We start from the raw sequence: 13,532 nt of genomic DNA, 5'->3' as shown, positions 1-13,532 counted from the left end.
GAGCGCAGAACATGAACCGAATCATTGCGCTCGTCGTCGCAATCGTGATCGTCGCCTTCGCGGCGTCGTCGACCGTGCTGACCGTCGATCCGCGCCATACGGCCGTGCTGTCGGGCCGCGACGGCACGCAGCCCGAACTCGCGGGCCCCGGCATCCATTTCAAGCTGCCGCCGCCGCTGCAGACGGCGACGCTGATCGACACGCGCCTGCAATCGCTCGAATCATCGGATCCGCTGCAACTGGCGACCGAAGACAAGCACGATCTGCTCGTCACTTATGCGGTCAAGTACCGGATCAGCGATCCGATGAAATACTTCGCGGCAACGGGCGGCGACTCGGCCGCCGCCACCGAGCGTCTGGCCGGCGCGCTGAAGAGCGCGCTCGGTGACGCGTTCGGCAAGCGCGCGCTCGACGACGCGCTCGGCGGACAGCGAGACATCGCCAATGCGGCTCGCGATGCGGTGCGCGCGAAGGCATCCGGCTTCGGCGTCGACGTGGTCGATGTCCAGTTGACGCGCGTCGACTTGCCGGCTGCGCAGGCTGACGCCGTCTATCAGCGGATGATTGCCGCGCTGCGCGCCCAGGCCGCCCAGGTGCGCGCGGATGGCGCTGCGGATGTCGAACAGATCAAGGCCGATGCGGAACGCGAACAGCAGGCGGTGCTCGCGAATGCGTACAAGTCCGCGCAGACGATCAAGGGCGAGGGCGATGCGAAGGCCGCGTCGATCGCCGCCGACGCGTTCGGCCGCGATCCGCAGTTCTACCAGTTCTACGCGAGCCTGCAGGCTTACCGGAATACCTTCAAGCGCAACGACATCATCGTTGTCGATCCCGACAGCGAGTTTTTCCGTTTCATGCGCAGCCCGACGGGCGGTGCCGCACCGGCGGCACCTGCTCCCCGCAAACACTGACCTTGGGGCGCCGCGTCGAGCGGCGCCGTCGCTCGCATGGATCTGGCTGGTTCGTTGTTGCTCGCGGTAGCACTGATGCTGATCATCGAGGGGGCGTTTCCCTTCGTGTTTCCCGTCGCCTGGCGCGACACGTTTCGTAGAATAGCGGAGCGGCCGCCGCATCATATCCGGATCGGCGGGCTCATCGTGATGGCGCTGGGGCTCATCCTGCTGCTGCTCGCCACCTGAACGGAGACCTGAACCGGACGGCGCATCCGCCGTCCGTTCCGCACGATTCCGATTTCCGATTCATCTCGTGGCGCGCGCGTCGCGCCCTGTTTCCCGTCGTAGGACCGTACCGATGTCGACCTGGTTACTTCCCGAGAATATCGCCGACGTACTGCCGTCGGAAGCGCGCAAGATCGAGGAGCTGCGCCGCAGGCTGCTCGACCGCTTCCGTTCGTACGGCTACGAAATGGTGATGCCGCCGCTGCTCGAATACCTCGAGTCGCTGCTGACGAGCGGCGGCACCGACCTGCGCCTGCGCACCTTCAAGCTGGTCGACCAGCTGTCGGGCCGCACGCTCGGCCTGCGCGCGGACATCACGCCGCAGGTCGCGCGCATCGACGCGCACCTGCTGAACCGCCAGGGCGTCACGCGCCTTTGCTATGCGGGGCATGTGATGCATACGCGTCCGCGCGGCCTGCACGCGACGCGCGAACAGATTCAGATCGGCGCCGAAATCTACGGGCATGCCGGGCTGGAAGCCGATCTCGAGATCCAGCAACTGATGCTCGACGCGCTGCACCTCGCGGGGCTGTCGCGAATCCGTCTGGACCTCTGCCATGCAGGTGTGCTCGCGGCGCTGCTCGCGCGCGACGCGCAGGCCGCCGAGCGTGGCGAGTCGCTGTACGACGCGCTGTCGGGCAAGGACGTGCCGCTGCTGAACGAACTCACCGACGATCTCGGCGCCGACACGCGCGCGGCGCTGCGTGCGCTGCCGCATCTGTACGGCGATGCGAGCGTGCTCGACGAGGCGCGCGCACGGCTGCCGGTGCTGCCCGAGATCACGCGCGCGCTCGACGATCTCGCGCAGCTCGCGGCCCAGGCGAAGGGCGTCGAGGTGGCGATCGATCTGGCCGACCTGCGCGGCTACGCGTACCACAGCGGCGCGATGTTTACGGCGTACATCGACGGCGTGCCGAACGCGATCGCGCGCGGCGGCCGTTATGACCACGTGGGGCAGGCTTACGGTCGCGCCCGCCCGGCGACGGGCTTCTCGCTCGACCTGCGCGAGCTCGCGCGCATTTCACCGATCGAAGCGCGCGGCACCGCGATTCTCGCGCCGTGGGCGCAGGACGATGCGCTGGGCGCGGCCGTTGCGGCGCTGCGCGATGCGGGCGAGGTGGTGATCCAGGCATTGCCGGGGCACGACCACGTGCTCGACGAATTCGCGTGCGACCGTTCGCTCGTCGAGCGCAACGGCGCATGGGTGGTCGAACCCCGTTAAACAGGTGTTCGCGGGCCGTCGTTCAGCGTGCATATCGTTGAAGCGAAACGGAAAAATTCGGAAACGCCCGCGAACATAGGTAGAATACGTTTTTAACCAGCTAACGAATCAACATGTCTGCCAGCGCAGTGAACGTGACTCCCGGGCGCAATGTCGTCGTCGTGGGAACGCAATGGGGTGATGAAGGCAAGGGCAAGATCGTCGACTGGCTGACGGACCACGCTCAGGGCGTCGTGCGTTTCCAGGGCGGTCACAACGCCGGCCACACCCTCATCATCGGCGGCAAGAAAACCATCTTGCGCCTCATTCCGTCGGGCATCATGCGTGAAGGCGTCGCCTGCTACATCGGCAACGGCGTCGTCCTGTCCCCCGAGGCACTGTTCAAGGAAATCGGCGAGCTGGAAGAAGCCGGCGTGAACGTTCGCGATCGCCTGTTCATTTCCGAAGCCACGACGCTGATCCTGCCGTACCACATCGCGATCGACCAGGCGCGCGAAGCGCGCAAGGGCGCGGGCAAGATCGGTACGACCGGCCGCGGCATCGGCCCCGCGTACGAAGACAAGGTCGGCCGCCGCGCGCTGCGCGTGCAGGACCTGTTCGACGCGAAGACCTTCGCCGACCGCCTGCGCGAAAACCTCGATTTCCACAACTTCGTGCTGACCCAGTACCTGGGTGGCGCAGCCGTCGATTTCCAGGCCACGCTCGACACGATGCTCGGCTATGCCGATCGCCTGAAGCCGATGGTGGCCGACGTGTCGCGCCGCCTGTACGACGCGAACAACGCCGGTCAGAACCTGCTGTTCGAAGGCGCGCAAGGCACGCTGCTCGACATCGACCATGGCACTTATCCGTTCGTCACGTCGAGCAACTGCGTCGCGGGTGCGGCATCGGCCGGCGCCGGCGTCGGTCCGCAGAAGCTGAACTACATCCTCGGCATCACGAAGGCGTATTGCACGCGCGTCGGCGCGGGCCCGTTCCCGAGCGAGCTGTACGATGCGGACAACCCGCAGCGTCAGGAACAGGTCGGCGTCACGCTGGCGAACGTCGGCAAGGAATTCGGCTCGGTCACCGGCCGTCCGCGCCGCACCGGCTGGCTCGACGCAGCCGCACTGCGCCGCTCGATCCAGATCAACGGCGTGTCGGGCCTGTGCATGACGAAGCTCGACGTGCTCGACGGCCTCGATGAAGTCAAGCTGTGCGTGGGCTACAAGATCGACGGCAAGGACGTGGACATCCTGCCGCGCGGTGCGGCCGATGTCGCACGTTGCGAGCCCGTGTACGAAACCTTCGCCGGCTGGAAGGAAAGCACCGTCGGCATCAAGACGTGGGACGCGCTGCCGGCGAATGCGCAGGCATACCTGACCCGTGTCCAGGAAGTGGCCGGCGTGCCGGTCGACATGGTTTCGACCGGCCCGGATCGCGACGAGACGATCCTGCTCCGCCATCCGTTCAAGGTGTAATTTTCAGCATGACGCAGCAAATCACGATGACGGCGGCAGACTTGATGACCGATCCGCGCAACGACGACAAGAACCTGTGGGTAGGCTGGGACGAATACCATCGTCTGATCGAGCTGCTCGCGCTTCAGGTGCATGAATCGGGCTGGAAGTTCGACCAGATCCTGTGCCTCGCGCGCGGCGGTCTGCGGGTCGGCGATCAGCTCTCGCGCATCTATGACGTTCCGCTCGCGATCCTCGCGACGAGTTCGTACCGCGAAGCGGCCGGCACCGAGCAGGGTGAGCTCGACATCGCGCAGTACATCACGATGACGCGCGGCAACCTCGCGGGCAACGTGCTGCTGGTCGACGATCTCGTCGATTCGGGCGTTACGCTCGCGCGCGTGCAGGAGCACCTTAAGGAGCGCTATCCGTCCGTCACGGCCGTGCGTTCGGCCGTGCTCTGGTACAAGGGCTGCTCGAAGGTGAAGCCCGACTATCACACGCAGTATCTGCCGACGAACCCGTGGATTCATCAGCCGTTCGAAGAGTGGGACACTGTTCGTCCGCACAACATCGAGGCGTGGATCAAGCGTGGTCGCTCGCAGCGCGACGGTTCGGGCGCGTAAGCGCCCAGCCGATCGAAGGAAAGCCTTTTACGGCGCCGCTTGCGGCGCCGTTTTTCATTGGGGCGCCACGCCGGCGGGCGCGGCGATCGGGCATTCGCGGTAGGCAGGCGGCGCGGCCCCGGCTATGATGGCAGCCCTGCCACAGCTTGCGTGGGATTGCATGCGCGGCGTGGATCACGTGGTGTCAGGGCAACACGGCAGGGCGGTGTTTCAGGGGGGCGCGAGTAGAATAGCGCTCGTTTTGTCCGAACCGGACCCGATTATTACGCTTCATATGAACGACACGATCCAGGCGACCGACGCAGCCCATGCGCATTCGACGCACCAACACTCGATGCGGGCGCTTGCGATAGCGGCCATTGGCGTCGTGTTTGGCGACATCGGCACCAGCCCGCTGTATTCGCTGAAGGAGGCGTTCAGCCCCGCACACGGCATCCCGCTGACCGAAAGCTCGATTCTGGGGGTGATCTCGCTGCTGTTCTGGGCGATCATCCTGGTGGTCGGTATCAAATATCTGCTGTTCGTGATGCGGGCCGACAACAACGGCGAGGGCGGCGTGCTCGCGCTGATGGCCCTGTCGCTGCGGCCCCTCGACTCGAAAACCCGCGTCGCGGGCGCGCTGATGGCGCTCGGGATATTCGGCGCGTGCATGTTCTACGGGGACGCGGTGATCACGCCGGCGATCTCGGTGATGTCGGCGGTCGAAGGTCTCGAAATCGCGACGCCACACTTGTCCCACCTCGTACTGCCGATCACGATCGTGATCCTGATCGCGCTGTTCTGGATCCAGCGCCACGGCACCGCACTGGTCGGCAAGCTATTCGGCCCGATCATGGTCGTGTGGTTCGTCGTGATCGCGGCACTCGGCGTGTACCACATCGTGCGCGTGCCGGGCATCATGGCGGCGATCAATCCGTACTACGCGGCGTCGTTCATGGCGGACCACCTGCTGCAGGCCTACGTCGTGCTGGGTTCGGTCGTGCTGGTGCTGACCGGTGCGGAAGCGCTCTACGCGGACATGGGGCACTTTGGTGCGAAGCCGATCCGTCTCGCCGCGTACGGGCTCGTGATGCCGTCGCTCGTGCTGAACTACTTCGGCCAGGGCGCGCTGCTGATCCAGAACCCGAAAGCGATCGAAAACCCGTTCTTCCTGCTGGCGCCCGAATGGGGGTTGCTGCCGCTCGTCGTGCTGTCGACGGTCGCGACCGTGATCGCGTCGCAGGCCGTGATCTCGGGCGCGTATTCTCTGACGTCGCAGGCGATCCAGCTCGGTTACGTGCCGCGCATGAAGGTGCTGCATACGTCCGAGCTGGCGATCGGCCAGATCTACGTGCCGGTGGTGAACTGGCTGCTGCTGTTCGTGATTCTCTGCATCGTGATCGGCTTCAAGAGCTCCGACAACCTGGCGGCAGCGTACGGTATCGCGGTGACGGCGACGATGGTCATCACTACCGTGCTGGCGTGCGTCGTGATGGTGAAGGTGTGGAACTGGAACCGGCTGCTCGTCGGCGCGATCATCGCGGTGTTCCTCGCGATCGACCTGGGCTTCTTCGGCGCGAATCTGCTGAAGGTCGCGCAGGGCGGCTGGCTGCCGATCGGCATCGGCGCGCTGCTGTTCTTCCTGCTGATGACCTGGTACAAGGGCCGCCACATCGTCAAGGAGCGCACGGCCGCGGACGGTATCCCGCTCGAGCCGTTCCTGCAGGGGCTGCTCGCGCATCCGCCGCACCGCGTGTCGGGCACCGCGATCTACCTGACCGGCAACGACAAGCTCGTGCCCGTCAGCCTGCTGCACAACCTGAAGCACAACAAGGTGCTCCACGAGCGGACCATCTTCCTGACGTTCGTCACGCGCGACATTCCGTACGTGCGCGACGACACGCGCCTGAGTTCGCGCGATGCGGGTGGCGGCCTGTACATCGTCAAGGCCCAGTACGGCTTCAACGAGACACCGGACGTGAAGGCCGTGCTCGAGGAATTCGGCCGCTCGCACGACATGACGTTCGAGCTGATGGACACGTCGTTCTTCCTCGCGCGCGAAACGGTCGTGCCGACGCATCTGCCCGGCATGTCGATCTGGCGCGAGCGCGTGTTCGCCTGGATGCATCAGAACGCGGCGAAGCCGACCGATTTCTTCTCGATCCCGGCGAACCGCGTCGTCGAGCTCGGCACCAAGATCGAGATCTGACCGACGCGCGTGGGCCGCGGATGCGGCCCAATTCGGCAGTGCGCTTGCCGACGCCATGAAAAAGCCCGCCTGTCGGCGGGCTTTTTTTCGTGCGGCGACGACCTTCGCGCGTTTAGCGCTTCAGCTTCGCGAACGCCGCGGCCATCGCGCCGGCCGGTTCCGGCTCGCGCGAACGCTGCGGGCGGGCCGCGCCGCGGCCGGCATTGCCGCGATCCTGACTGCTGCGCGGCGCCATGCCGGGCGCGGCCGCTTCGTCGTCGAGGCGCATCGTCAGCGCAATGCGCTGGCGCTTCACGTCGACGTCGAGCACCTTGACCTTGACGACCTGGCCGGCCTTCACGACTTCGTGCGGATCCTTGATGAACTTCGTCGACATCGCCGACACGTGGACGAGACCGTCCTGGTGCACGCCGATATCCACGAACGCGCCGAATGCCGCGACGTTCGTCACGACCCCTTCAAGGAGCATGCCGGGCATCAGATCGGACACCTTCTCGACGCCGTCGCGGAACGTTGCGGTCTTGAATTCAGGCCGCGGGTCGCGACCCGGTTTTTCGAGTTCGGACAGAATGTCGCGCACGGTCGGCAGGCCGAAACGTTCGTCAACAAATTCCGTCGGCGACAGTCCGGACAGCGCGTCGCGGCTGCCGAGCACGTCGTCGATCCGCTTGCTGATCTTCGCGAGGATCCGTTCGACGACCGGATAGGCCTCCGGGTGGACCGACGAGCGGTCGAGCGGATTCTCGCCGCCGTTGATGCGCAGGAAGCCGGCCGCCTGTTCGAAGGTCTTGTCGCCGAGACGCGGCACCTTGCGCAGATGGTCGCGCGACGGGAACGGCCCGTTCGCGTCGCGGTAGTCGACGATGTTGCGCGCGAGCGTGGCGTTCAGGCCCGATACGCGTGCAAGCAGCGCGACCGACGCGGTATTCGCGTCGACGCCGACCGCGTTCACGCAATCCTCGACGACCGCGTCGAGCGAGCGGGCGAGTTCGCGCTGGTTCACGTCGTGCTGGTACTGGCCGACGCCGATCGCCTTCGGCTCGATCTTCACGAGCTCGGCGAGCGGATCCTGCAGGCGGCGCGCGATCGACACGGCGCCGCGCAGCGACACGTCGAGTTCCGGAAATTCCTTCGCGGCCAGCTCGGACGCCGAGTAGACCGACGCGCCGGCTTCCGACACGACGATCTTCTGCAGCCGCAGTTCGGGGTGCTTCGAGATCAGCTCGCTCGCGAGCTTGTCGGTTTCGCGGGACGCGGTGCCGTTACCGATGCTGATCAGCTCCGCCTGCGTCTGCGCGGCGATGCGCGCGAGCTTCGCGAGCGAGCCGTCCCAGTCGCGGCGCGGCTCGTGCGGGTAGATCGTGTCGGTCGCGAGCAGCTTGCCGGTACGGTCGACCACGGCGACCTTCACGCCCGTGCGCAGGCCGGGGTCGAGACCGATCACGGCCTTCGGGCCGGCCGGCGCGGCCAGCAGCAGATCCTTCAGGTTGCGCGCGAACACTCGGATCGCCTCGGCTTCCGCCGTTTCACGCAGTTGCGTGAGCAGTTCGTTCTCGATGTGCGGCTGCACCTTCACGCGCCAGCACCAGCGGCACACGTCGGACAGCCACTTGTCGGCGGGACGGCTCTGGTTCGCGATCCCGAAATGGCGCGCGATCATCGCTTCGCCGGGATGCGGTACCTGCGCGTCGAGTTCCTCGCCGAGGCCCAGCTTGACGGTCAGCACACCGGCGTTGCGGCCGCGGAACAGCGCGAGCGCGCGGTGCGACGGCACGGTCCGGATCGTCTCCGCGTAGTCGTAGTAGTCGCGGAACTTCTCGCCTTCCTCGTTTTCCTTGCCTTCGACCACGGCCGACGACACGACGCCCTGGCTGTGCAGGTAGTCGCGCAGCTTGCCGAGCAGTTCGGCCGTTTCGCCGAACTGTTCGGACAGGATGTCGCGCGCGCCGTCGAGCGCGGCCTTCACGTCGGCGACACCCTTGTCGGCATCGACGTACGCGGCGGCTTCCGCCTGCGGGTCGAGCAGCGGATTCGCGAGCAGCGCCTGCGCGAGCGGCTCGAGGCCGGCTTCGCGGGCGATCTGCGCGCGCGTGCGGCGCTTCGGCTTGTACGGCAGATAAAGGTCTTCGAGCACCTGCTTGCTGTCGGCCGCGTCGATCGCGGCGCGCAGTTCGTCGGTCAGCTTGCCCTGTTCGTCGATGCTCGACAGGATCGTCGCGCGGCGATCCTCGAGTTCGCGCAGATACAGGAGGCGTTCCTCGAGCTGGCGCAGTTGCGTGTCGTCCAGGTTGCCGGTCACTTCCTTGCGGTATCGGGCAATGAACGGAACGGTCGAGCCTTCGTCGAGGAGTTGCACTGCCGCCGCGACCTGGCGCGGCTGGACGGACAGTTCGGTGGCGATGCGCTGTACGATCTTGAGTGCTACGGTTTCCGTCATGTCGTGGATGATGTGCCTGCTGAAATCGCGGCGCGGGCCGGCAGACCGCGCGCGGCGGGCTGCGAGACGGGCCCGCCGGACCAGATGCCGCGGGTGAGTGAAGCGGGGCATTTTGCCATAAATGGCGGAGCGTCCAGCCGGGGGTGATAGAATTTGACACATGTCCCGCAGCTTTCCTACGACGTTGCCAACTTCCCGCATTTCTCTCGTCGCGCTCGGCGCAGCGCTTGCCGCGGCTTTGTCCGCCGGGTCCACCGTCGCGTACGCACAGGCATCGGGCGCAACCGCGTCTGCCGCCGTGCCCGTCGCAGCCTCCGCCACGCAGGATTTTGACGCCCGTCAAAAAGTGCTCAATCAACGTTCCGCGGAAAACGATTATCGTTATGCCGTGGCGGAGCACGATTGCTACAGCAAGTTCTTCGTCAATCACTGTCTCGGCAATGCGCGCGACCGGATGCGCGAGGAGCGGGCGAGCATCCGCCAGGAGCAGCTCGCGCTCGACGACGAACAGCGTGCGGTGCGGGCGCAGCAGCGCGACCAGCAGCAGGCGCTGAAGCAGGCGCAGAATGCGGCGGAAGCGCCGCAGCGCGCGGCGAACGATGCGGCGAACGCGGCTGCATTCCGCGACAAGCAGGAGCAGAATGCAGTGAAGCAGGCGCAGCGCGGCGCGGAAGGGCCGCAGCACGCCGCGAGCAAGCAGGCATACGACCAGAAGCAGGCCGACTTCCAGCGCAAGCTCGACCAGGCGCACCAGCAGGCTGCGCAGAAGGCGCAGGAGCGGGCGGACAACGCCACGCGCTACGAGCAGAAGCAGAAGGAAGCCGCGCAGCACAAGGCCGATGTCGAGCGGCGTCAGCAGGAAGCGGCCCAAAAGGCCAAGCAGCAGCAACAGCAGCAGGGGCAGTAACGTATTGGATTGATCCGGACCAGTCTCGTGCGTGCCGGCACGCCAGTCGGCGCGCTGCTTTCGATGAGGAGGCGCATATGCAAAACCGTCCCACGGAACAGCAGCAGGAATTGCACAACCGTTTGGCAGCATTGCAGGAGCAGCACCAGCAGCTCGCTCGAGAGATCGAGCTGAAGGAAGGACACTCCGACATCGACGACATTACGCTGCACCGGCTGAAGAAGGAAAAGCTGGCGGCCAAGGACAAAATCATTTTGCTGCAATCGCAGCTGGAACCGGATAAGCGCGCCTGAGCGCGGCCTGGCAAGCGCCGGCGCCGCCTGGGCGCTGGACACAGGAACGCTTGCCTTGAATTCACCGCTTGAAGCCAACCCCGATGCCCGGCGTGACGCGTCGTCTGCCGGGCGCGTTCGTGCGCCCGAAGGCACCTTCGAGCTGAGCCGCAAGCGCGTCGACGAACTCGACACGATCTTCGGTGAAGGCGGACTGCTTGCGCGCGCGCTCGACGGCTATCATCCGCGTCTGTCGCAGATCGAGATGGCGCGTGCGGTCGCGTCCGCGATGGAGGCGTCCGCGCGCCGTCTGCCCGAACCGGAAATCTTCGAAACCCGCAAGCGGCCGGCGCGCCGTCTCGGCGAAGGCGACAAGGCGGCCGAATCCGCCGCGGACGGTGCGGCGGCCGACACCGACAGCGACGCCGGCGACAACACGCTGATCGTCGAGGCCGGCACCGGTACCGGCAAGACCTATGCGTACCTGGTGCCCGCGATGCTGTGGGGCGGCAAGGTGATCGTGTCGACCGGCACGAAGCACCTGCAGGATCAGCTGTTCCAGCGCGACATCCCGACCGTGCGCAACGCGCTCGCGGTGCCGGTGACGGTCGCGATGCTCAAGGGCCGCTCGAACTACCTGTGCCATTACTATCTGCAGCGCACGGCCGACAACGGCCGCCTGCCGTCGCGACAGGACACCGCATACCTGCAGGAAATCGTCCGGTTCGCGAAGCTCACGAAAAGCGGCGACAAGGCCGAGCTCGCGAGCGTGCCGGAGACGGCGCCGGTGTGGTCGATGGTCACGTCGACGCGCGACAACTGCCTCGGCCAGGAGTGCCCGCATTACAAGGAGTGCTTCGTGATGCAGGCGCGGCGCGAGGCGCAGCAGGCCGACGTCGTCGTCGTCAACCATCACCTGTTCTTCGCGGACATCATGCTGCGCGACACCGGGATGGCCGAGCTGCTGCCGAACGCGAACACGGTGATCTTCGACGAGGCGCACCAGCTGCCGGAGACGGCGACGCTGTTCTTCGGCGAGACGCTGTCGACCACACAGATCCTCGAACTCGCACGCGACACGGTCGCCGAAGGCCTGAGTCATGCGCGTGATGCGGTCGAGTGGGTGAAGCTCGGCGGCGATCTCGAACGCGCGGCGCGCGACCTGCGCCTCGCATTCGCGAATGACCAGATCGTGCGCATGTCGCTCGCGCAACTGGGCGACGATCACCCGATGTTCGGCGCGCTCGACGCGCTCGAAGCGGCGCTCGATGCGCTCGCATCGGCGCTCGCGAGCCAGGCCGAGCGGGCGGAATCGCTCGGTGCGTGCCTGCGGCGCGCGCGCGAGCTGCAGGACCTGCTCGCGGGCTGGGTCGCGCCCGGTGCCGCGCAAGCGGCCGCGCAGGCCGACGCCGCGGCGGCCGGCGACAAGGCGGCTGCCGACGACCCGAACGAGAAGGTGCGCTGGGTCGAAGTGTTCGCGCATACCGTCCAGCTGCACGAGACGCCGTTGTCGGTCGCGCCGATCTTCGCGAAGCAGCGCGCCGGCGTGCCGCGCGCGTGGGTCTTCACGTCGGCGACGCTGTCGGTGCGCGGCGACTTCACGCACTACGCGGCCCAGATGGGCCTCAGCTCGCGGCGCTCGATGACGCTCGCAAGCCCGTTCGACTATCAGACGCAGGGCCTGCTGTACGTGCCCCGCAACCTGCCGCAGCCGTCGTCGCCGACGTTTACCGACGCCGTATTCGATGCCGCGCTACCGGCGATCGAGGCGTCGGGTGGCGGCGTCTTCATGCTGTGCACGACGCTGCGCGCGGTTGACCGGATCGCGTCGAAGCTGCGCGACGTGATCGAGTCGCGCGGCTGGAACACGCCGCTGCTGGTGCAGGGCGACGCCAGCCGAACCGAGCTGCTCGACCGCTTCCGTTCGTACGGCAATGCGATCCTCGTGGGCAGCCAGAGCTTCTGGGAAGGCGTCGACGTGCGCGGCGATGCGCTGTCGCTCGTCGTGATCGACAAGCTGCCGTTCGCGCCGCCCGACGATCCGGTGCTGGCCGCGCGACTCGATGCGCTGACCAAGAAGGGCTTGAGCCCGTTCGCGGTTCACCAGCTGCCGCAGGCCGTGATCACGCTGAAGCAGGGCGCGGGCCGCCTGATTCGCGCGGAGACGGATCGCGGCGTGCTGATGATCTGCGACACGCGGCTTGTCGACAAGCCGTACGGTCGTCGGATCTGGCAGAGCCTGCCGCCGTTCAAGCGCACGCGCGAGATCGCGGTCGTGCAGGACTTTTTCGACGAACATCGCGCGAAAAAGCGCGCGTGACGCACCGCCGCCTGCTACGGGCGGCGCCAATAGAAAACCCGGCTCGATGGCCGGGTTTTTTTGTGCAGCGGGCGTCGCTCAGAACTGCCACCACGACTTCTTCGTGCCGGGGCGCGAGTGGCCGGTGATGTACGGGCTGTCCGGGAAGGTCCCCGCGAGCACGCGCTTCGTGTCTTCCGCGAGTTGCGGCTGGTTCAGCTTGCCGTACGACAGGATCATGATGTGCAGCGCGTCCTCGATCGCCGGCGCGCCCTTGTAGTCCTTGATCGCGAGCTGTGCGCGGTTGATTGCCGCGACGTAGGCGCCGCGCCGATAGTAGTAGTCGGCCGCGTGTACTTCGTGCGAGGCGAGCGCGTTGACGATGTAGCGCATCCGCGCCGCGGCGTCGGGCGCATACTTGCTCTTCGGGTAGCGGTCGACGACGACCTTGAACGCGTCGTACGATTCGCGCAGTGCCTGCGGATCGCGCTCGCTCATGTCCTGGCCGGAGAAGCGGCCGAACAGGCCAAGATCGTCGTTGAAGTGGATCATCCCCTTCAGGTAGTACGCGTACGGGATATCCGGGTGATCCGGGTGCAGCTGGATGAAGCGGTCGACGGCCTGGTCGGCGGCTGCCGCTTCGTTGTCCTTCCAGTTGCAGTACGCGACGTTGATCTGCGCCTGTTGCGCGAAATGACCGAACGGATCGCGGCCTTGCAGCGATTCGAAATATTTCGCGCACTTGCCCCAGTCGCCGCCGGACAGCGCGTCCTGGGCCTCTGAGTATAATTTGTTGTTCGACCAGGTAGCCGTCTCGTCCTGCTTCTGCGGTAAGCCGTGGCAGCCGGCGATGAGGGCCGCGGCCGCTACCGCCGCAGCTCGGGCGGCGACGGTTTTGGCCGTACGTTTGGTCGAATTCATCATGCTCGCATGTCCTAGCTTCAAGTCTCGGTGACCCAGTCTA

General features: G+C 66.3%; 11 protein-coding genes. 9 read left to right on the top strand and 2 right to left on the bottom strand.

What is annotated here, in order from left to right:
* The first annotated feature begins 11 nt into the window (after positions 1-11).
* From hflC to LMA02_RS09130, 6 genes are all read left to right on the top strand, one after another.
* A complete protein-coding gene (gene hflC, locus LMA02_RS09155) occupies positions 12-911 on the top strand; it encodes a protease modulator HflC (protein WP_228904433.1) in 900 nt (299 codons plus the stop codon).
* Positions 912-947: 36 nt separating this feature from the next.
* On the top strand, positions 948-1,139 hold the full coding sequence (locus LMA02_RS09150; RefSeq protein WP_006755322.1) for a DUF2065 domain-containing protein: 192 nt from the start codon (positions 948-950) through the stop codon (positions 1,137-1,139).
* Between the two features lie 112 nt (positions 1,140-1,251).
* Positions 1,252-2,400 (top strand): ATP phosphoribosyltransferase regulatory subunit, encoded by a 1,149-nt coding sequence (locus LMA02_RS09145; protein WP_166723188.1) that lies wholly within the window; start codon positions 1,252-1,254, stop codon positions 2,398-2,400.
* A gap of 113 nt (positions 2,401-2,513) precedes the next feature.
* On the top strand, positions 2,514-3,860 hold the full coding sequence (locus LMA02_RS09140; protein ID WP_228904431.1) for an adenylosuccinate synthase: 1,347 nt from the start codon (positions 2,514-2,516) through the stop codon (positions 3,858-3,860).
* Between the two features lie 8 nt (positions 3,861-3,868).
* Positions 3,869-4,465, top strand: coding sequence for a phosphoribosyltransferase (locus LMA02_RS09135; protein WP_166723190.1), 597 nt, complete (start codon positions 3,869-3,871; stop codon positions 4,463-4,465).
* 274 nt (positions 4,466-4,739) lie between these two features.
* Entirely contained in the window at positions 4,740-6,653 is a 1,914-nt protein-coding gene (locus LMA02_RS09130) for a potassium transporter Kup (RefSeq protein ID WP_228904429.1), read from the top strand.
* Between the two features lie 112 nt (positions 6,654-6,765).
* Here the strand turns inward: LMA02_RS09130 and LMA02_RS09125 are convergent, their stop codons facing one another.
* Entirely contained in the window at positions 6,766-9,090 is a 2,325-nt protein-coding gene (locus tag LMA02_RS09125; RefSeq protein WP_228904428.1) for a Tex family protein, read from the bottom strand.
* Between the two features lie 160 nt (positions 9,091-9,250).
* Between LMA02_RS09125 and LMA02_RS09120 the strand changes: the two genes are divergently transcribed.
* From LMA02_RS09120 to LMA02_RS09110, 3 genes are all read left to right on the top strand, one after another.
* Positions 9,251-9,997, top strand: a complete 747-nt coding sequence (locus LMA02_RS09120) for a hypothetical protein (protein ID WP_228904426.1) — start codon at positions 9,251-9,253, stop codon at positions 9,995-9,997.
* 77 nt (positions 9,998-10,074) lie between these two features.
* Positions 10,075-10,290: a YdcH family protein gene (locus tag LMA02_RS09115; RefSeq protein ID WP_006755091.1), complete on the top strand. Its 216-nt coding sequence runs from the start codon at positions 10,075-10,077 to the stop codon at positions 10,288-10,290.
* A gap of 55 nt (positions 10,291-10,345) precedes the next feature.
* Positions 10,346-12,589 carry an ATP-dependent DNA helicase gene (locus tag LMA02_RS09110; RefSeq protein ID WP_228904424.1) on the top strand — a complete coding sequence of 748 codons (2,244 nt, stop codon included), beginning with the start codon at positions 10,346-10,348 and terminating at the stop codon, positions 12,587-12,589.
* 78 nt (positions 12,590-12,667) lie between these two features.
* On the opposite strand, the gene LMA02_RS09105 is transcribed toward LMA02_RS09110, so the two are convergent.
* On the bottom strand, positions 12,668-13,492 hold the full coding sequence (locus LMA02_RS09105) for an outer membrane protein assembly factor BamD (protein ID WP_006755093.1): 825 nt from the start codon (positions 13,490-13,492) through the stop codon (positions 12,668-12,670).
* Positions 13,493-13,532: the final 40 nt, after the last annotated feature.

This window comes from Burkholderia sp. B21-005 (assembly GCF_020843965.1).
GTDB lineage: Bacteria > Pseudomonadota > Gammaproteobacteria > Burkholderiales > Burkholderiaceae > Burkholderia > Burkholderia ambifaria.
This window is presented reverse-complemented; position numbering and strand designations above follow the sequence as displayed.

Excerpts from the sequence above, each read along its gene's own strand:
- hflC (WP_228904433.1), top strand. The coding sequence starts at position 12 with ATGAACCGAATCATTGCGCTCGTCGTCGCAATCGTGATCGTCGCCTTC.
- LMA02_RS09130 (WP_228904429.1), top strand. The coding sequence starts at position 4,740 with ATGAACGACACGATCCAGGCGACCGACGCAGCCCATGCGCATTCGACG.
- LMA02_RS09135 (WP_166723190.1), top strand. The coding sequence starts at position 3,869 with ATGACGCAGCAAATCACGATGACGGCGGCAGACTTGATGACCGATCCG.
- LMA02_RS09150 (WP_006755322.1), top strand. The coding sequence starts at position 948 with ATGGATCTGGCTGGTTCGTTGTTGCTCGCGGTAGCACTGATGCTGATC.
- LMA02_RS09105 (WP_006755093.1), bottom strand. The coding sequence starts at position 13,492 with ATGATGAATTCGACCAAACGTACGGCCAAAACCGTCGCCGCCCGAGCT.
- LMA02_RS09125 (WP_228904428.1), bottom strand. The coding sequence starts at position 9,090 with ATGACGGAAACCGTAGCACTCAAGATCGTACAGCGCATCGCCACCGAA.
- LMA02_RS09140 (WP_228904431.1), top strand. The coding sequence starts at position 2,514 with ATGTCTGCCAGCGCAGTGAACGTGACTCCCGGGCGCAATGTCGTCGTC.
- LMA02_RS09145 (WP_166723188.1), top strand. The coding sequence starts at position 1,252 with ATGTCGACCTGGTTACTTCCCGAGAATATCGCCGACGTACTGCCGTCG.
- LMA02_RS09120 (WP_228904426.1), top strand. The coding sequence starts at position 9,251 with ATGTCCCGCAGCTTTCCTACGACGTTGCCAACTTCCCGCATTTCTCTC.
- LMA02_RS09115 (WP_006755091.1), top strand. The coding sequence starts at position 10,075 with ATGCAAAACCGTCCCACGGAACAGCAGCAGGAATTGCACAACCGTTTG.